The sequence below is a fragment of the Streptomyces ortus genome (genome assembly GCF_026341275.1).
In the GTDB taxonomy this organism is placed as follows: domain Bacteria; phylum Actinomycetota; class Actinomycetes; order Streptomycetales; family Streptomycetaceae; genus Streptomyces; species Streptomyces ortus.
On sequence record NZ_JAIFZO010000002.1, the window covers coordinates 713,310 to 731,415 of the forward strand.

The 18,106-nt window shown below is 68.8% G+C and carries 14 protein-coding genes; 3 read left to right on the plus strand and 11 right to left on the minus strand.

Going from position 1 to position 18,106, the window contains the following annotated elements; genetic code table 11:
- Nucleotides 1-31 precede the first annotated feature (31 nt).
- The 5 genes from prcB to arc form a co-directional block, all read right to left on the minus strand.
- Nucleotides 32-877, minus strand: coding sequence for a proteasome subunit beta (gene prcB / locus K3769_RS06420; protein ID WP_267025474.1), 846 nt, complete (start codon nucleotides 875-877; stop codon nucleotides 32-34).
- A complete protein-coding gene (locus K3769_RS06425) occupies nucleotides 829-1,434 on the minus strand; it encodes an endonuclease VII domain-containing protein (RefSeq protein WP_267025475.1) in 606 nt (201 codons plus the stop codon). Before K3769_RS06425 ends, prcB begins: the two co-directional genes overlap by 49 nt.
- Before the next feature lie 42 nt (nucleotides 1,435-1,476).
- Nucleotides 1,477-1,692 (minus strand): ubiquitin-like protein Pup, encoded by a 216-nt coding sequence (locus K3769_RS06430; protein WP_267025476.1) that lies wholly within the window; start codon nucleotides 1,690-1,692, stop codon nucleotides 1,477-1,479.
- 156 nt (nucleotides 1,693-1,848) lie between these two features.
- Nucleotides 1,849-3,360 (minus strand): depupylase/deamidase Dop, encoded by a 1,512-nt coding sequence (dop, locus tag K3769_RS06435; RefSeq protein ID WP_267025477.1) that lies wholly within the window; start codon nucleotides 3,358-3,360, stop codon nucleotides 1,849-1,851.
- Nucleotides 3,361-3,594: 234 nt separating this feature from the next.
- Nucleotides 3,595-5,361 (minus strand): proteasome ATPase, encoded by a 1,767-nt coding sequence (gene arc, locus K3769_RS06440; RefSeq protein WP_267025478.1) that lies wholly within the window; start codon nucleotides 5,359-5,361, stop codon nucleotides 3,595-3,597.
- 251 nt (nucleotides 5,362-5,612) lie between these two features.
- Here arc and K3769_RS06445 point away from each other — a divergent pair, with 251 nt between their 5' ends.
- The gene (locus K3769_RS06445; RefSeq protein WP_267025479.1) at nucleotides 5,613-5,933 is read left to right on the plus strand and encodes a ferredoxin; all 321 of its coding nucleotides are present in this window, start codon (nucleotides 5,613-5,615) and stop codon (nucleotides 5,931-5,933) included.
- Between the two features lie 36 nt (nucleotides 5,934-5,969).
- Here K3769_RS06445 and K3769_RS06450 read toward each other — a convergent pair whose 3' ends face one another.
- From K3769_RS06450 to K3769_RS06460, 3 genes are all read right to left on the minus strand, one after another.
- Nucleotides 5,970-6,548 (minus strand): hypothetical protein, encoded by a 579-nt coding sequence (locus K3769_RS06450; protein WP_267025480.1) that lies wholly within the window; start codon nucleotides 6,546-6,548, stop codon nucleotides 5,970-5,972.
- Between the two features lie 190 nt (nucleotides 6,549-6,738).
- Complete coding sequence (locus K3769_RS06455; protein WP_267025481.1) at nucleotides 6,739-7,644, minus strand: tRNA (adenine-N1)-methyltransferase; 906 nt, start codon at nucleotides 7,642-7,644, stop codon at nucleotides 6,739-6,741.
- Between the two features lie 72 nt (nucleotides 7,645-7,716).
- Nucleotides 7,717-9,264: a site-2 protease family protein gene (locus tag K3769_RS06460; protein WP_267025482.1), complete on the minus strand. Its 1,548-nt coding sequence runs from the start codon at nucleotides 9,262-9,264 to the stop codon at nucleotides 7,717-7,719.
- A 182-nt stretch (nucleotides 9,265-9,446) separates the two neighbouring features.
- On the opposite strand from K3769_RS06460, the gene K3769_RS06465 reads away from it, so the two are divergent.
- Together K3769_RS06465 and K3769_RS06470 are read left to right on the plus strand one after the other, a co-directional pair.
- Nucleotides 9,447-10,583 (plus strand): RecB family exonuclease, encoded by a 1,137-nt coding sequence (locus K3769_RS06465; RefSeq protein ID WP_267025483.1) that lies wholly within the window; start codon nucleotides 9,447-9,449, stop codon nucleotides 10,581-10,583.
- Between the two features lie 84 nt (nucleotides 10,584-10,667).
- Nucleotides 10,668-11,339 carry a response regulator gene (locus tag K3769_RS06470; RefSeq protein ID WP_107019862.1) on the plus strand — a complete coding sequence of 224 codons (672 nt, stop codon included), beginning with the start codon at nucleotides 10,668-10,670 and terminating at the stop codon, nucleotides 11,337-11,339.
- Nucleotides 11,340-11,445: 106 nt separating this feature from the next.
- Here the strand turns inward: K3769_RS06470 and K3769_RS06475 are convergent, their stop codons facing one another.
- From K3769_RS06475 to metH, 3 genes are all read right to left on the minus strand, one after another.
- The gene (locus tag K3769_RS06475; protein WP_267025484.1) at nucleotides 11,446-13,053 is read right to left on the minus strand and encodes an ABC transporter substrate-binding protein; all 1,608 of its coding nucleotides are present in this window, start codon (nucleotides 13,051-13,053) and stop codon (nucleotides 11,446-11,448) included.
- A 434-nt stretch (nucleotides 13,054-13,487) separates the two neighbouring features.
- On the minus strand, nucleotides 13,488-14,189 hold the full coding sequence (locus tag K3769_RS06480; protein ID WP_267025485.1) for an HAD-IA family hydrolase: 702 nt from the start codon (nucleotides 14,187-14,189) through the stop codon (nucleotides 13,488-13,490).
- 343 nt (nucleotides 14,190-14,532) lie between these two features.
- The gene (metH, locus tag K3769_RS06485) at nucleotides 14,533-18,060 is read right to left on the minus strand and encodes a methionine synthase (protein WP_267025486.1); all 3,528 of its coding nucleotides are present in this window, start codon (nucleotides 18,058-18,060) and stop codon (nucleotides 14,533-14,535) included.
- Nucleotides 18,061-18,106: the final 46 nt, after the last annotated feature.

An 18,106-nucleotide genomic window follows, 5' to 3' on the forward strand; every position in this document is an offset into this window, starting at 1 on the left:
TCACTGGATCACCTCGAAAAGCGGGCCGCGCTCAGAGCAGCGCGGCGCGCGGACCGTCGGGCTGTTCCAGCCGCCGCTCGATGATCGCGGCGGCGGTCTCGGAGGACTCCTGGTCCGTGAGCCGGCGGAAGCCGTCCTCGGTGATCACAGTGACGATCGGGTAGATCCGGCGGGCGACATCGGGACCACCGGTCGCCGAGTCGTCGTCTGCCGCGTCGTACAGGGCCTGTACGACGAGCGTCGTGGCCTGATCTTCCGTCAGGTCCTTGTGGTAGAGCTTCTTCATGGCGCTGCGGGCGAAGAGCGAGCCGGAGCCGGTGGCCGCGAAGCCGTGCTCCTCGGAACGGCCGCCCGTCACGTCGTAGGAGAAGATCCGGCCCCTGTCGCGGTCGACGTCGAACCCGGCGAAGAGCGGGACCACGGCGAGGCCCTGCATGGCCATGCCGAGGTTGGAACGGATCATCGTGGAGAGGCGGTTCGCCTTGCCCTCCAGGGAGAGCGTGGTGCCCTCCACCTTCTCGAAGTGCTCCAGCTCCAGTTGGAACAGCTTCACCATCTCGACGGCAAGGCCTGCCGTACCGGCGATACCGACGGCCGAGTACTCGTCCGCCGGGAAGACCTTCTCGATGTCCCGCTGCGCGATGACGTTCCCCATCGTGGCCCGTCGGTCACCGGCGAGCACGACGCCGCCCGCGAAGGAGACGGCGACGATGGTCGTGCCGTGCGGGGCTTCGACGACTCCCTGAGTGGGCGGCAACTGCCGCCTGCCCGGGAGCATCTCCGGCTGGTAGTCGGACAGGAAGTCCATGAAGGACGACGACCCAGGCGTCAGGAAGGCAGCTGGTAGACGCCCGGTGCTACGAGTGTTGGCTTCCACGAGGATCCCTCCAAGTAGGCGGCAGCCCGACGAACTGCGTCGGGATCATCTCCCAACTTGCCGATGGCCGAATTGCAGTTGAAGCACAGTACGCCACGGACCCTACCCGTCTCATGGCAGTGATCCACATGAACGGCCGGAGCTTTCAGGCAGATCACGCAGAGCCCCTTTTGCGAGACGACCATCTCGTCACGCTCGGCTTCGGTCATGCCGTAGTGGCGCTTCAGGTGGTCCTGCCTCGCACGCACAGCCCGACATGCTTTGCAGCGTGTGGACAGACCATCCGACGCCGACGCATTGCGATGCCATTCACTGTGCGGCTTGACCTCACAGCACGTCCGGCACAGTTTGTGCCCAGCCGGAACGCCCACCTTCTCTCGAACTGTTTTTCCATCGGCCTCGCGACGGCGACGGTAGTGCGCGGCGCCGTATTCGGCCACGCACTCCTTGCATCGCACCTGAAGGCCATCGAGTCGGTTCCTGTCCCGTGCAAAGGCAGCGAGAGTGAGAACCCTCTCGCAGCCCGAGCACCGCTTCTCCGGCAGACTGCCCACCATCCCCCGAACCTTCACTTCGAAGGTGAGCTAGCCAATCAGCCTTTACTCTCCACCTTTTTGCACGAAGGACCTCACGAAATCCTCGGCGTTCTCCTCAAGTACGTCATCGATTTCGTCCAGGACCGAGTCGACATCGTCGCTCAGCTTCTCCTGGCGCTCCTTGAGGTCCTCCGATGCCTGTGCCTCGGGCGCTTCCTCGACCTGCTCGGTCTCGCGCGTCGCCTTCTGCTGTCCGCCGCCGGTGTCCTTGGTCGCCATAACCCTCACCCCGCTCGGTTTCGACGTTCTTGATCAGACCCTACAAGCAGGGTCCGACATCGGCCCCCCAGTTGCCACAACGTCCGGGAACCACCTCGATGATTCCCGGACCGCGGCATTTCCACCCTGCCGGACCGGATCGGTCCGGCGGTCGGTTCAGTTGCCCGACAGGACCTTGACCAGGTCTTCTGCCGTGCGGCAACGGTCGAGAAGCGCTTTCACGTGATTACGCGTTCCGCGAAGCGGCTCCAGGGTTGGAACGCGCTGGAGCGAGTCCCGGCCCGGCAGATCGAAGATGACCGAGTCCCAGGAGGCCGCCGCCACGTCGTCGGCGTACTGCTCGAGACAGCGACCGCGGAAGTACGCCCGGGTGTCCTCCGGCGGCTTCGTCTCGGCCCGCTCGACGCCCGTCTCGTCCAGCAGCCGCTTGATCCGGCCGCGGGCCACCAGACGGTTGTAGAGGCCCTTGTCGGCCCGTACGTCGGCGTACTGGAGGTCGACCAGGTGCAGCCGGGCGGCGTCCCAGTCGAGGTTGTCACGGCGGCGGTAGCCCTCCATGAGCTCCCGCTTGGCCACCCAGTCCAGCTCGCCCGCCAGGCTCATCGGGTTGGTCTCCAGCCGGCCGAGGACGTCCTCCCAGCGGGTCAGCACGTCCTTGGTCTGCTCGTCCGCGTCGGCCCCGTAGCGCTCCTCGACGTACTTGCGCGCCAGTTCGAAGTACTCCATCTGGAGCTGGACCGCGGTGAGGGTACGACCGCTGCGGAGGGTGACGAGGCGCTTGAGGGTCGGGTCGTGCGAGACCTGATGCAGGGTGCGCACCGGCTGGTCGACGGCGAGGTCGACGGCGATGAAGCCGTCCTCGATCATGGAAAGGACGAGGGCGGTGGTGCCGAGCTTGAGGTAGGTCGAGATCTCGGAGAGGTTCGCGTCGCCGATGATCACGTGCAGGCGGCGGTATTTCTCGGCGTCCGCGTGCGGCTCGTCGCGGGTGTTGATGATGGGGCGCTTGAGGGTGGTTTCGAGGCCCACCTCGACCTCGAAGTAGTCGGCGCGCTGGCTGAGCTGGAAGCCGTGTTCGTGTCCGTCCTGACCGATGCCGACGCGGCCCGCTCCGGTGACGACCTGGCGGGAGACGAAGAACGGCGTGAGGTGGCGCACGATGTCCGAGAAGGGGGTCTCCCGCTTCATCAGGTAGTTCTCGTGCGTGCCGTAGGAGGCGCCCTTGTTGTCGGTGTTGTTCTTGTAGAGGTGGATCGGCTGGGCGCCGGGGAGCTGGGCGGCGCGCTCGGCGGCTTCCGCCATGATGCGTTCGCCGGCCTTGTCCCACAGGACGGCGTCCAGCGGGTTGGTCACTTCGGGGGAGCTGTACTCGGGGTGCGCGTGGTCGACGTACAGCCGCGCCCCGTTGGTGAGGATGACGTTGGCGAGGCCGATGTCCTCGTCGGTGAGCTGACTGGAGTCGGCGGTTTCGCGGGCGAGGTCGAAGCCCCGCGCGTCCCGCAGCGGGTTCTCCTCCTCGAAGTCCCAGCGGGCCCGCCGGGCCCGGTGCATCGCCGCCGCGTAGGCGTTGACGATCTGGGACGAGGTGAGCATGGCATTGGCGTTGGGGTGGCCGGGGACGGAGATCCCGTACTCCGTCTCGATGCCCATTACTCGCCGTACGGTCATGCGGCCCTCCTTGCCCGGCGGCGTCCTCGGTCGGGGACGCCGCTCAAGTACCGCTGGCGCTCCGGTGCGTGTGCGGTGCCCGTCCCCGCACTGCGCGACTCGGCGGTACCGAAGAGACTAGAGCGCCTTTGCGCTGGTGGGGAGATCATTTGCGTCATTGCTCAGCTCCAGCTGTGCCCTGGAAAACAGTTGGCTGCGGGTACCCGGTGAGGGCACCCGCAGCCACCCTGCCTTTTACAGGTACTGACCGGTGTTCGCCACCGTGTCGATGGAGCGTCCGGTGTCCGCGCCCTGCTTTCCGGTGATGAGTGTCCGGATGTAAACGATCCGTTCGCCCTTCTTTCCGGAGATGCGGGCCCAGTCGTCCGGGTTGGTGGTGTTCGGCAGGTCCTCGTTCTCCTTGAACTCGTCCACGCAGGCCTGGAGCAGGTGGGAGACCCGCAGGCCCTTCTGGGTGTGTTCGAGGAAGTCCTTGATCGCCATCTTCTTGGCGCGGCCGACGATGTTCTCGATCATGGCGCCGGAGTTGAAGTCCTTGAAGTACAGGACTTCCTTGTCGCCGTTGGCGTACGTGACTTCGAGGAAGCGGTTTTCCTCGGATTCGGTGTACATGTGCTCGACGGCGGTCTGGATCATGCTCTGGACGGTGGTGCTCTTGCTGCCTCCGTGCTCTCCGACGTCGTCGGGGTGCAGCGGGAGCCGCTCGGTGAGGTACTTGGCGAAGATGTCCTTGGCCGCTTCGGCGTCCGGACGCTCGATCTTGATCTTCACGTCGAGGCGGCCGGGGCGCAGGATGGCGGGGTCGATCATGTCCTCGCGGTTGGAGGCGCCGATGACCACGACGTTCTGCAGGCCCTCCACGCCGTCGATCTCGGCGAGCAGCTGGGGGACGATGGTGTTCTCCACGTCCGAGCTGACACCGGATCCGCGGGTGCGGAAGAGGGATTCCATCTCGTCGAAGAAGACGATGACGGGGGTGCCCTCGCTGGCCTTCTCCCGGGCGCGCTGGAAGACGAGGCGGATCTGCCGCTCGGTCTCGCCCACGTACTTGTTGAGGAGTTCGGGGCCCTTGATGTTGAGGAAGAAGCTCTTGCCGGTGGCCTGGCCGGTCACTTCCGCGACCTTCTTGGCCAGTGAGTTGGCGACGGCCTTGGCGATGAGCGTCTTGCCGCATCCGGGGGGCCCGTACAGCAGTACGCCCTTGGGCGGGCGCAGTTCGTGCTCCTTGAACAGGTCGGGGTAGAGGTAGGGGAGCTCGACCGCGTCGCGGATCATCTCGATCTGGCCGCCCAGACCGCCGATCTGCTCGTAGCCGATGTCGGGGACCTCTTCGAGGACGAGCTCTTCGACCTCGCTCTTGGGGACGACCTCGTACACGTAGCCGGAGCGGGGTTCGAGGAGGAGGGCGTCGCCCGGACGGATGATGACGTCCAGGAGTGGTTCGGCGAGCCGGACCACCCGTTCCTCGTCGGTGTGCCCCTGTACGAGGGCGCGCTCGCCGTCCTCAAGGATCTCCTTGAGGGTGACGATGTCGCCGACGCTCTCGTACTCCATGGCCTCGACCACGTTGAGAGCTTCGTTGAGCATCAGTTCCTGACCGCGCCGGAGCTCTTCGAGCTCGACGCCGGGGCTGACGTTCACCCGGAGTTTGCGGCCTCCGGTGAAGATGTCGGCGGTGCCGTCCTCGTTCGCTGCGAGGAAGACTCCGAAGCCGGCCGGCGGCTGTGCTAGCCGGTCGACTTCCTCCTTGAGTGCCACGATCTGGTCGCGGGCCTCTCGGAGGGTGTTGGCCAGCCGCTCGTTCTGCGCGGAGACGCCGGCCAGATTGGTCTGCAGCTCGACGATCCGCTCTTCGAGAATCCTCGTGTGTCGCGGAGAGTCGGCGAGCTTGCGTCGCAGGACGGCGATCTCCTGCTCAAGGTAGGCAATCTGCCCGGACGGGTCGTCGGACCCTCGTCCCGGGCGGATGCCGCGGTTCATGTCGTCGTCGTGGGCTGCCACGGTCCTCACCTCCTCCAAGGGGAGCTGGACGCTTCCAGACCCTACCTGGGTGGGTGTCGATTGAAACCCCTAGATCAAAAGACTGTCGGGGTGTGTCCGATCTTCACCCTTGCGCTCTCCCTCACGCCAGTGGAATACCCACCCAACATGATTGGGAAGCCGACGGAGGTAGGGTCGAACTGTTCAACACCCGTCAGAGCTGGTCCGATTCCCCGTCTTCGGGCGGCTCCACGGAGGAAACGGCAGGAGAAATGACCGTGCAGCAGGAGGCCGGAGCCGGCGAGGCCGGAGCCGACGGCGAGGCGCTCGAGGTCTGGATCGACCAGGACCTGTGCACCGGCGACGGGATCTGCGCCCAGTACGCGCCCGAGGTGTTCGAACTGGACATCGACGGGCTGGCCTACGTGAAGAGCCCGGCTGACGAGCTTCTGCAGACCCCGGGGGCGACAACGCCCGTACCCCTGACGCTTCTGCGTGATGTCGCCGACTCCGCGAAGGAGTGTCCGGGTGACTGCATCCATGTACGTCGCGTGTCTGACAGTGTCGAGGTCTACGGTCCCGACGCGGAGTGAGTGCGCGGGCACCTCGCGTGACGCGGGTGCCCGGTCTCACGTACTGCGGGCGGCGGACGGTGTCGAGCGCACGAAGGCGCCGTTCTTCCACTGCCAGGAGGCGTCCTCGTCGACGTCGGGGCAGCAACTCGGTACGTCGGGTGAGGAGTAGCCGAGCAGGTTCGCGGTGACGGTGGCGTCGCGCAGGGCGAGGTCCTTGACGGACAGTCGGTCCTTCGGGTCCACCAGGGTGGCCACGACTCTCGCTTTCGAGGCGCCGGACGCGGTGAGCACGTAGACGCCGCTGGGCGGGGTGCCGGATCCCGCGTCGCAGCGGACCACCGCGACGGTCTCGGGGCGGCCGTCGCCGTCGAGGTCGCCCGAGGCCTTCTTCTGGACGACGACCTTCGCGGGACCGCAGTCCAGGGGGAAGTCCGCGCGGGCGGGGTCGGGAGGCGTCGTGGCCGCCGGGGCGCCCTTCGCCTCGATGCCGGTGCCGTGCTGGGCGGCCGTGGCCCTGTCGGGCTGCAGGAAGCCCGAGACGGCGACGACGCCGGCGAGTGCTGCCGCCGTGGCGACCCAGTGGATCGGACGGGTGTGCGTGTGGGCCAGTTCCGGGACGGCGGAGGGCTGCACGAGGAAGTGTCTCCTGTGAGGGCTGTGCCGGTGGTGTGGCCAGCATGGTGCCACACGTCACACCGCGAGGGAACGGTGGGGTGGACGGTACTGGCGGAACGTCAAGGGAAATGCGCTGTGGCCGAGTTCCGAGGGGTCCTCGGGAACTCGGCCACGGTGCTCGCGCGTTGTGTGCGGCGCGGAGCCGCTCTCAGCGGCCGGGGGCTCCGCCGTCGGCGTTCGGTCCGGTGTAGTCGTCGCCGTACGCGCCCTTGGAAGGGCGGCGGCGGCGCATGGGCGGCTCGACGCCGTCCGCGAGGCGGCGGGCGGTGAGCAGGAAGCCGGTGTGGCCGATCATCCGGTGGTCGGGGCGGACGGCCAGGCCCTCGATGTGCCAGTTGCGGACCATCGACTCCCAGGCGCTCGGCTCGTTGAAGCAGCCGATCTCGCGGATGGACTCGACGGTCCGGGCGAGCTGGGTGGTGGTCGCGACGTAGCAGCAGACGATGCCGCCGGGGACGAGCGCCTTGGAGACGGCCTCCAGGCACTCCCAGGGGGCGAGCATGTCGAGGACGACGCGGTCGACCTCGGTGTCCGAGAGGTTGTCCTGGAGGTCGCCGACGGTGAGCTGCCAGGCGGGGTGGGGTCCGCCGAAGTAGCGCTCCACGTTCTGCTGGGCGATCTCGGCGAAGTCCTCGCGGCGCTCGTACGAGTGGAGCATCCCCTGGTCGCCGACGGCGCGGAGCAGGAAGGTGCTGAGGGAGCCGGAGCCCACCCCCGCCTCCACGACGCGCGCGCCGGGGAAGATGTCGGCGAAGGCGAGGATCTGCCCCGCGTCCTTGGGGTAGACCACGGCGGCGCCGCGGGGCATGGACAGGACGTAGTCGGGGAGCAGGGGGCGCAGTGCCAGATAGGCGACGTTCCCCGTGGTGCGGACAACGCTGCCCTCGGGTGCGCCGATCAGCTCGTCGTGCGGGAAGGAACCCTTGTGGGTGTGGAAGTTCTTCCCTGCTTCGAGCGTGAACGTGTAGTGGCGGCCCTTGGGGTCGGTCAGCTGTACCTGGTCCCCGACCTTGAAGGGCCCGCGTCGGCGGGCGGCACCGGTCGGTTCGGACATGTGAGCCAGCCTACCCGTCCCAGGCGGGGCGTCCGACCACCGTCCCGGTCCGTCCGGGGGCCCGTGGGGAGCCTAGGAAGGCCTTGCCATGGCCTTCACGAAGGCCTTCTCCACGTCCGCCGCGGAGAGGACTCCGTAGATCTCGCCGGAGTCCTCGACCACGAGGTATTCGGTGGCCGGGGTGGCGCGCAGGACTTCCAGGAGGTCCTCGCCGGCCAGTTCGGCGGAGACCCGCATGCCGTCGGTGAGGTCCTGGGCGAGCCCGCTGACGGCGACCCAGGGGCGGCGGTGTTCCGGTACGCCCACGATGGCGGCCTCGCGGACGAGGGAGAGCGGGTCGCCGTCGGCGTCCACGACGACCAGGGCGCGTGCGCCGGCCTCGTTGGCGCGGCGCAGTGCTTCGGAGAGCGGGGTGTGGGTCTCGACGGGTACGGCGCGGCGGGTGAGGGCGCGGGCCCTCAGCTCGGGCAGGTGTTCGCGCAGGCGGGCCACGCGGAGGCTGTTTCCGGCGCCGGTCCAGATGATGCCGGCGAGGATCGCGGCGAGCAGGGCGTCCATGACGGTGTCCATGCCGCCGATGTCCTGGGACTCGGTGCCGAGGCTGCCGGAGTGGGTGAGCAGGGGCAGCCCGACGAGTACGGAGATCGCGAGGGCGCGGCCGACCCAGGCGGCGGCGATGGTGCCGCTCATGGGCTTGCCGGTGATCTTCCAGACGACGGCCCGGAGCATGCGACCGCCGTCGAGGGGGAGGCCGGGGAGCAGGTTGAACGCGGCGACGATCAGGTTGGAGATCATCAGCCCGCCGAGCAGGACGCCGGGGACGGTGCCGGGTTCGACGGTCTGGAGGGCGAGGTAGAAGACGCCGCCGAGGACGAGGGAGAGCAGGGGTCCGACGAAGGCGAGGACGAACTCGCGTCCGGGTGTCTCGGACTCCTTCTCGATCTCGGAGACCCCGCCGAAGAACTGCAGCTGGATGCGGCGCACGGGCAGTTTGAAGCGCAGGGCCGCGACCGTGTGGGCCAGTTCGTGGACGAGTACGGAGGCGTAGAAGGCGACGGCGAAGAACAGGGAGACGAGGTAGCGGGCCATGCCCAGCTCGGGCAGGACGCGGTCGAGCTGGCCGCCGAAGACCCAGGTGATGAGGGCGGCGACGAGGAACCAGCTGGGTGCCACGTACACGGGGACGCCGAAGGGGCGTCCCATGAGGAGGCCGCCGCCGGGTTCCTTGGGCCGCTTGGGAGCGGGGCCCTTCCCGCCTTTCCCGCCCCCTCCGCCCTTCTCGCCGCCGGGCGCCGGCGGGGTGTGGGCCTCGGTTCGGCGCGGGGCGTGCGGCTGTTGGGGTGTGTGGCTGTCGGTCCCTGTGTCCGCAGGGGCCGGGTCGGTCCCGGTCGGGGGGTCCTTGTGGAGGGGGCCGGCCGGTGTGCCGTCCGGCGGTTCGGGGTGGGCCGAGTCCGTCGCCTCCCCCGGTTCCGCCGGGGTGCCGGCGTCGTGCGGCTGCTGGTCGGAGGGCGGCCGGGCCGTCGTGGTCGCCGGGTCACCGGGTCGCGGCCGACCCGTGCGGCCCTCGTCCGCCTCGTCGGTGCCGGAACGCGGCTGCCCGCTCCCGCCGCTCTCGTCCACGATGTCCCCTCGTTCGACGCGTGTCCCGCTCGCGATCATGCACGCGAGAGGTCTTGTCGTCGATGGTATGCGGCCGTCGCGGCGTGTTCGGCCCCGGCACCCCCTCCGTTTCCCGGGCGGGCGCGGGGCGCGCAGGTCACCGTGTGTCGCGCTGTCAGTGGCGAGCCGTAAGGTCTGTCGTCATGGAAACCAGCACCGACGGCGTCGCCCGGGACGGCTCCGAAGCCGTACCGGCCGACGACGTGGTCCAGCCGTCCGACGTCGCGGCCGCGCCGCCCGCGGCCTCACCTGCCGGAGGCATGGTGCCTCGGCCCGCCGATCCGGCGGCCGGGTCCGCCATCGCGCCGCCGGGGGCCGGCGACGAGAGCGGCGACGGGTCGGCTCCGGTTGCGGAGGCCGGGTCCGCGGGCACCGCGCCAGGGGAGGACACGGCCACGGTGGCGCGGTCCGCCGGAGGCGGGGCCTCCGGTCGGGTCCGGGATCCCGCGGCTCCCACCTCCTTGTCGCCCTCGCGGGCCGGGGACTTCATGCAGTGCCCTCTGCTGTACCGCTTCCGGGTGATCGACAAGCTGCCCGAGAAGCCGAGCGAGGCGGCGACCCGCGGGACGCTGGTGCACGCGGTCCTGGAGCGCCTCTTCGACGCCCCGGCCACCGAGCGGACCGCCCCGCGCGCCAAGTCGCTGATCCCCGGTCAGTGGGACCGGCTGCGGGAGGCGAAGCCCGAGCTGGCCGAGCTGTTCGCGGACTCCGACGAGCAGACCGCGGGCGAGAAGCTGACGCGCTGGCTCGGTGAGGCGGAGCGGCTGGTCGAGCGCTGGTTCACCCTGGAGGACCCGACCCGGCTGGAACCGGCGGAGCGCGAGCTGTTCGTGGAGGCGCAGCTCGACTCCGGCCTGAAGCTGCGGGGCATCATCGACCGGGTGGACGTGGCGCCCTCGGGCGAGGTGCGGATCGTCGACTACAAGACGGGCAAGGCCCCGCGTCCGGAGTACGCGGAGGGCGCCCTGTTCCAGATGAAGTTCTACGCCCTGGTGGTGTGGCGGCTGAAGCAGGTCGTCCCGCGCCGGCTCCAGCTCGTCTATCTGGGCAGCGGTGACGTGCTGACGTACGACCCGGTGCCGGCCGATCTGGAGCGGGTGGAGCGCAAGTTGCACTCCTTGTGGGAGGCGATCCGGCTCGCCACGGAGACCGGTGACTGGCGTCCGCGGCCCACCAAGCTCTGCGGCTGGTGCGATCACCGGGCGGTCTGTCCGGAATTCGGCGGTACTCCCCCGCCGTATCCGCTGCCGGTGCGGGCGCCCGGGTCCGGCAGCGCCTGAGCGCGGGGCCTGTGGCGTGCCCCGCGGGCATGGCGGGCGGCCCCCGCAGGGCAGAATGGGGGCGGACTAGCGAAGGAGTCTTACGTGGCCATCCGCGTCCTACTGGTCGACGACCAGCCGCTGCTGCGCACCGGCTTCCGGATGATTCTGGAGGCGGAGCAGGACATCGCGGTCGTCGGCGAGGCCGGTGACGGTCTCCAGGCGATCGATCAGGTACGTGCCCTGCAGCCCGATGTGGTTCTGATGGACATCCGTATGCCGAGGATGGACGGGGTCGAGGCCACCCGGCAGATCACCGGTCCCGGCCGGGACGGTCCGGCGAAGGTGCTGGTGCTGACGACCTTCGACCTCGACGAGTACGTGGTGGAGGCCTTGCGGGCCGGCGCCAGTGGTTTCCTCCTGAAGGACGCCCCGGCCAACGAGTTGGTGCAGGCGATCCGGGTGGTGGCGGCGGGCGAGGCCATGCTGGCGCCGAGCATCACCCGGCGGCTGCTCGACAAGTACGCGGGTCATCTGCCCTCGGGGGACGAGCCGGTGCCGGACACCCTGCACACCCTGACCGAGCGTGAGGTCGAGGTGCTGAAGCTGGTGGCGCGCGGGCTGTCGAACGCGGAGATCGCCGCCGATCTGTTCGTCAGCGAGACCACGGTCAAGACGCATGTGGGCCATGTGCTGACCAAGCTGGGGCTGCGGGACCGCGTCCAGGCCGCGGTGTACGCGTACGAGAGCGGTCTGGTGCGTCCCGGCGCGCAGTGACCGTGCGCGCCCCGGCGTGCCGGCCGGAAAGCGTACCGGCGCGACACAGCGAAGAACGGCCGCTCCCCTTCGGAAAGGGGGGCGGCCGTTCTCGTGTGGCTGATCGTCAGTCGCTGCCCACTCCGCGGCCCAGCTCCCACAGCTGCAGGGTGGCCGAGGAGTTGATCGCGTACTCGCCGCCGGTGATGTCGTCCCGTACGGCGACGTACTGCTTGCCCTGCCACAGGGGCAGGAGCGGGACGTCGCGGGCGACGATGCTCTGGATCTCCTCGATGCTCTTCGAGGCGCTGAGGCGGTCGGCCTCGCGGCGGGACTCCGGGATCAGGTCCTCGCGGATGCGCTTGTTCACGTACGGCGACGCGATGGTGTTGTCCTTGTCCAGGAACGGCGTGAGGAAGGTCTCCGCGTCCGGGAAGTCGGGGAACCAGCCCATGCCGTAGGCCGAGAACTTGCCCTCACGCTGCTTGGGACGGTAGACGTCCCACTTCTCGCCCTTGATGTCCACGTCGAAGAGACCCGTGTCGTTGAGCTGCTTCTGCAGCGTCTCGAACTCGAGCTTGGTGGCGGGCCCGTAGTGGTCCGTCGTGTAGTTCATCGTGAACTTCACCGGCGTCGTGATGTTCGCCGCCGCGAGCAGGTCCCTCGCCTTGTCGACATCCGGCTCGCCGTACTCGTTGAAGAACGAGTTGGCGTGGCCGGTGACGGTGGCGGGGACCATCGAGTAGAGCGGGTCGGCGCCGGTCCCGTACACCTTGGAGGTCAGTTCGACGCGGTTGACGATGTGGGCGATCGCCTGGCGGACCGCCTTGTCCTTCAGGGACGGCTTCTCGACGTCGAAGCCGATGTAGCGGATCTCGAGCCCGGGCTGCTCGATCACATCGATGTTGCTGTCCTTGGCGTCCTGCAGCTTCTTGATCTGCTCGGGCGACATGGTGCGGGTCATCATGTCGATGTCGCCCTTGTCGATCGCGGCGCCCATGGCGTCCGCGTCCTCGAAGGACCGCAGCTCGACCTTGTCGTTCTTGATGTCCGAGATCCCCTGGTAGTAGGGGTTCTTGGTGAAGACGACCTTGGTGACGTCGTCGCCCTTGGTCTCGGCCTTGAGGCTGTACGGGCCGGAGCCGCTGACCTCGAAGCCTTCCCGCAGCTTGTTCTTGGGGTAGTCCTTGGGGCTCACGATGCCCGCGACCGGCGTGGTCAGCTTGAACGGGAAGGTGGCGTCGGCGCTCTTGAGGTGGAAGATCACCTCGCGGTCGCCCTTGGTCTCGACGGTGTCGACGGTCGACAGCAGGGCGTAGACCTCCGTGTCGGCCTCGATCGACCGCGCACGGTCGATCGAGAACTTCACATCCTCGGCGGTGACCGGGTCACCGTTGGAGTACTTGAGGTCCTTGCGCAGCGTGCAGGCGTACCGCTCGTTGGCGGAGTCGGTGAATCCGCACTCCTCGGCGGCCTCCGGGGCGGGGTCGCCGCCGCCGTTGGGCATGGCCATCAGGGTCTGGACCGTCTGGCGCAGCACGTTCCAGGAGCCGACGTCGTAGGCGTAGGCCGGGTCGAACGGGGCCGGTGCCTCCTTCGAGGCGGTGAACCGGTCGGTGGTACCGACGGAGATCGGGTTGCCGCCGTCGCCCCCACTGTCGGACCCGCCGCACGCGGCGAGGACAGAGGCGACCAGACCGATCGCGGCCGGCAGCACCAAAGGCTTACGGTTCATGCTCGAAGTTCTCCAGAGCTGTCGATCCCGCGGGCCCGGCATGCCGGGGTGTTGCGGTCGGGTACACGGGGGTTACGGCGATGTTCTCGCGATGAGATTAGTCGGGACCGGCAGGACAGTTCACAGGTACCGGAGTTGAGTTCCCATCACGCTGCGAGACCGGCTGCGGACACACCGAAAACCCGACAGCGGAAGGATTCGTACAGGTTTCCACGAATCAGGACACAAAGGCACGCCCGCGACCGTCTTGAAGGCTCGTCAGACACAGCGGCAGCCCCTTGTCGACCCCCTCCGCAGTGGCGAACGTCACACCTTCAACGGGGTGTAGGAGTACCGGAATTCGGCCATCCGGGGCGCCCGACGGGTGATCGAATTATTCCGGTGCAGTGACCACGCAGTTTTTCCGGAATCACTCGTGCACCGTGGGTGAACGATTAGCGCTTTTCCGTCATCAGGCTCCGGAGAAAAGGCAGGTCGACCTGTTCGAGGGATCGTACGACGGTCCTTCCGGCAGCCGGCGCGATCGGTGACACGGAGGGTACGGCCACGACCTGGCAGCCCGCCGCCTCGGCGGCGGCCACGCCCGTCGCGGTGTCCTCGATGACCGCGCACCTGGCCGGATCCGCGCCCAGACCGGCGGCCGCGATCAGATACGGGTCGGGGAAGGGCTTGGTGCGCTCCACCTCGTCGCCCGCGACGGTCAGGGAGAAGTTCCGCGCGCCGAGCGAGAGCAGGACACGGTCGATGATGCGGCGGTGCGAGGCGGAGACCAGCGCGGTGGGGACGCGGTGTGCGGCCAGTCCCGCCAGGAGTCTCGCGGCGCCGGGCATCAGCGGGAGGGACCGGGCGATGCGGTTCTCGAACCCGTCGTTCAGCAGCACGGTCAGCTCGGAGAGGGTGATCGTGGCGCCGGTGGCCTCGATGAGGAAGCCGGCGCTGCGGGTCATGGGGCCGCCGACCACGACGTGGCGCCACGCGTCGTCCAGGCGGTGGCCGAGCTGGGCGAACACCTCGACCTCGACGTCCCACCAGAAGCCCTCCGTGTCGACGAGGGTTCCGTCCATGTCCAGCAGGACTGCCTGGAGGGTGGAGCTTTCGGCTGTCCGGGTGCCGGGCGGGGGGACCGTACTGGTCATAGGCGCACCTCCGTTTAGGGACGAGAAGGCCGGTTCCCTCCTGGGGAACCGGCCTGCACTGGACCGACCAGTGTACGTCCACGTTCACGCCGACGCCTCTCCGCTGCCGCGGGGGGGGTGGGGCGCGGAGGGGGCTCGGTCGGCTGACGGTGCGTCGTGGTTGCTCGCGCCGTTCCCCGCGCCCCTAAAAAGATTGCGCAGTTCCCCGCGCCCCTGTAGGCGGGGCTGCGCCCCGCCTGTAGGCGGGGCTGCGCCCCGTCAGGGGCGCGGGGAACTGCGCGGCCAGCCCTCACCGGCCCGCACCCGGCCATGCACCGGTTACCCCTCGCCCCTCAGGGGGCGTTCAGCGGGCGTTGAAGTACTTCGCTTCCGGGTGGTGGATCACGATGGCGTCCGTGGACTGTTCCGGGTGGAGCTGGAACTCCTCCGAGAGGTGGACGCCGATGCGCTCCGGTTCCAGGAGGCGGGCGATCTTCGCGCGGTCCTCCAGGTCGGGGCAGGCGCCGTAGCCGAGGGAGAAGCGGGCCCCGCGGTACTTGAGCGCGAACATGTCCTCCATCTCGGAGGGGTCGTCGCCCGCGAAGCCGAGTTCGGAGCGCATGCGCGCGTGCCAGTACTCGGCCAGTGCCTCGGCCAGCTGGACGGACAGGCCGTGCAGTTCGAGGTAGTCGCGGTAGGCGTTCGCCTCGAAGAGCTTCGCCGTCTCCTCGCCGATGCGGGAGCCGACGGTGACGACCTGGAGACCGACGACGTCCGTCTCGCCCGACTCCTCGGGGCGGAAGAAGTCGGCCAGGCACAGCCGGCGGCCACGGCGCTGGCGCGGGAAGGTGAAGCGGGTGCGTTCGTTGCCGTCGTCGTCCAGGAGGATCAGGTCGTCGTCCTTGGAGACGCACGGGAAGTACCCGTATACGACCGCCGCTTCGAGGAGGTTGCCCGTCTGCAGCTGGTCGAGGAGGCCGCGCAGGCGCGGCCTGCCCTCGGTCTCCACCAGTTCCTCGTACGTCGGACCGTCGCCCGTGCGGGCCTGCTTGAGGCCCCACTGGCCCTTGAACAGGGCTCCCTCGTCGAGCCAGGTCGCGTACTCCTTGAGCTGGATGCCCTTGATGACACGGGTGCCCCAGAAGGGCGGGGTCGGGACCGGGTTGTCGACGGCGACGTCCGAGCGGGCGGCGCCCTCCTCGGGGCGTTCCTCGACGACCGTCTGAGCGGTGGCCCGCACCCGGCGCTGCTTCAGCTCGGGCAGTACGGCGCCCGGTACTCCGCGCTTGACCCCGATCAACGCGTCCATCAGGCGCAGGCCCTCGAACGCGTCGCGGGCGTAGCGGACCTCGCCGTCGTAGATCTCGTGCAGGTCCTGCTCGACGTACGCCCTGGTCAGGGCGGCGCCGCCCAGGATGACCGGGTAATCCGCGGCCATCTTGCGCTGGTTGAGCTCCTCCAGGTTCTCCTTCATGATCACCGTGGACTTGACCAGGAGCCCCGACATGCCGATGACGTCGGCGCGGTGCTCCTGGGCGGCCTCCAGGATCGCGGAGACGGGTTGCTTGATCCCGAGGTTGACGACGGTGTAGCCGTTGTTGGACAGGATGATGTCGACGAGGTTCTTGCCGATGTCGTGGACGTCGCCGCGCACGGTGGCCAGCACGATGGTGCCCTTGCCGTCGTCGTCGGTCTTCTCCATGTGCGGTTCCAGGTAAGCCACCGCGGTCTTCATCACCTCGGCGGACTGGAGCACGAACGGCAGTTGCATCTGGCCGGAACCGAACAGTTCGCCGACGACCTTCATGCCGTCCAGGAGTGTCTCGTTGACGATGTCGAGGGCGGGGCGCTCCTTCAGGGCGTCGTCGAGGTCCTGTTCGAGGCCGTTCTTCTCGCCGTCGATGATGCGCCGCTTGAGCCGCTCATTGAGGGGCAGTGCGGCCAGTTCCTCGGCCCGGCCGGCCTTGAGGGACTTCGTGGTGGCGCCCTCGAAGAGGGCCATCAGCTTCTGCAGCGGGTCGTAGCCCTCGCGGCGGCGGTCGTGGATGAGGTCGAGGGCGGTGGTGACCTCCTCCTCGGTGAAGCGGGCGATCGGCAGGATCTTCGAGGCGTGCACGATCGCCGAGTCGAGGCCGGCCTTGACGCACTCGTCGAGGAAGACCGAGTTGAGCAGGACGCGCGCGGCGGGGTTGAGGCCGAAGGAGATGTTCGACAGGCCGAGGGTGGTCTGGACGTCGGGGTGGCGCTGCTTGAGCTGCCGGATCGCCTCGATGGTGGCGATTCCGTCACCCCGGGACTCCTCCTGGCCGGTGCAGATGGTGAAGGTCAGGGTGTCGATGAGGATGTCCGACTCGTGGATGCCCCAGTTGCCGGTGAGGTCGGCGATGAGCCGCTCGGCGATGGCGACCTTGTGCTCGGGGGTGCGCGCCTGGCCCTCCTCGTCGATGGTCAGGGCGATGAGCGCGGCGCCGTGTTCCCGCGCGAGCCGGGTGACCTTCGCGAAGCGCGAGTCGGGGCCGTCGCCGTCCTCGTAGTTGACGGAGTTGATGACCGCGCGTCCGCCGAGCTTCTCCAGGCCGGCCCGGATGACGTCGACCTCGGTGGAGTCCAGGACGATCGGCAGGGTGGAGGCGGTGGCGAAGCGGCCGGCCAGTTCCCGCATGTCGGCGACGCCGTCGCGGCCCACGTAGTCGACGCACAGGTCGAGCATGTGCGCGCCCTCGCGGATCTGGTCGCGGGCGATCTCCACGCAGTCGTCCCAGCGGGCCTCCAGCATGGCCTCGCGGAACTTCTTCGAGCCGTTGGCGTTGGTGCGCTCGCCGATCGCCATGTAGGCGGTGTCCTGACGGAACGGCACGGTCTGGTAGAGCGAGGCGGCGCCGGGCTCGGGGCGCGGGTCGCGCGGGGCCGGTGTCAGGCCCCGGACGCGTTCGACGACCTGGCGCAGGTGCTCGGGGGTCGTACCGCAGCAGCCGCCGATCAGGGAGAGGCCGTACTCGGTGACGAAGGTTTCCTGGGCGTCGGCGAGTTCGGGGGCGGTCAGCGGGTAGTGGGCGCCGTTCTTGCCGAGGACGGGGAGGCCGGCGTTCGGCATGCAGGACAGCGGGATGCGGGAGTGGCGGGCCAGATAGCGCAGGTGCTCGCTCATCTCGGCGGGCCCGGTGGCGCAGTTCAGGCCGATCATGTCGATGCCGAGCGGTTCGAGCGCGGTGAGCGCGGCGCCGATCTCCGAGCCGAGGAGCATGGTGCCGGTGGTCTCCACGGTCACCGAGACGATCAGCGGCAGGTCCACGCCGAGCTTGTCCAGGGCCCGGCGGGCGCCCAGTACGGACGCCTTGGTCTGCAGCAGGTCCTGGGTGGTCTCCACGAGCAGCGCGTCGGCGCCGCCGACGATCATGCCTTCGGCGTTCTGCTGATAGGCGTCGCGCAGGAGCGTGTACGGGGCGTGGCCGAGGGTCGGCAGCTTGGTGCCGGGGCCCATGGAGCCCAGTACCCAGCGCTGCTGTCCGGTGGAGGCGGTGAACTCGTCGGCGACCTCGCGGGCGATGCGGGCGCCTGCCTGGGAGAGCTCGAAGACGCGTTCGGCGATGTCGTACTCGGCGAGGGCCGCGTGGTTGGCGCCGAAGGTGTTGGTCTCGACGCAGTCGACGCCCACCGAGAAATATTCCTGGTGGACGGAGCGCACGATGTCGGGGCGGGTGAGGTTCAGGATCTCGTTGCAGCCCTCGAGGTTCTCGAAGTCCTCGAGGGTCGGGTCCTGCGCCTGGAGCATGGTGCCCATCGCGCCGTCGGCCACCACCACGCGGGTGGCGAGCGCCTCGCGGAGGGCGTCGGTGCGAGCCCGGCTGTAGGCCGACTCGGACGGAAGGGACGGGTTCGGCAACGAGGCCATGGAAAATGCTCCCTGGGGTGCGACGGCTGTCGGCTTTGCGCTTCTT

What these genes read in the sequence shown, in the direction of transcription:
- K3769_RS06455 (WP_267025481.1), bottom strand. Translation starts at nt 7,644, where the DNA reads ATGTCCGAACCGACCGGTGCCGCCCGCCGACGCGGGCCCTTCAAGGTC.
- dop (WP_267025477.1), bottom strand. Translation starts at nt 3,360, where the DNA reads ATGACCGTACGGCGAGTAATGGGCATCGAGACGGAGTACGGGATCTCC.
- K3769_RS06465 (WP_267025483.1), top strand. Translation starts at nt 9,447, where the DNA reads ATGGAAACCAGCACCGACGGCGTCGCCCGGGACGGCTCCGAAGCCGTA.
- K3769_RS06445 (WP_267025479.1), top strand. Translation starts at nt 5,613, where the DNA reads ATGACCGTGCAGCAGGAGGCCGGAGCCGGCGAGGCCGGAGCCGACGGC.
- metH (WP_267025486.1), bottom strand. Translation starts at nt 18,060, where the DNA reads ATGGCCTCGTTGCCGAACCCGTCCCTTCCGTCCGAGTCGGCCTACAGC.
- K3769_RS06475 (WP_267025484.1), bottom strand. Translation starts at nt 13,053, where the DNA reads ATGAACCGTAAGCCTTTGGTGCTGCCGGCCGCGATCGGTCTGGTCGCC.
- K3769_RS06480 (WP_267025485.1), bottom strand. Translation starts at nt 14,189, where the DNA reads ATGACCAGTACGGTCCCCCCGCCCGGCACCCGGACAGCCGAAAGCTCC.
- K3769_RS06430 (WP_267025476.1), bottom strand. Translation starts at nt 1,692, where the DNA reads ATGGCGACCAAGGACACCGGCGGCGGACAGCAGAAGGCGACGCGCGAG.
- K3769_RS06425 (WP_267025475.1), bottom strand. Translation starts at nt 1,434, where the DNA reads ATGGTGGGCAGTCTGCCGGAGAAGCGGTGCTCGGGCTGCGAGAGGGTT.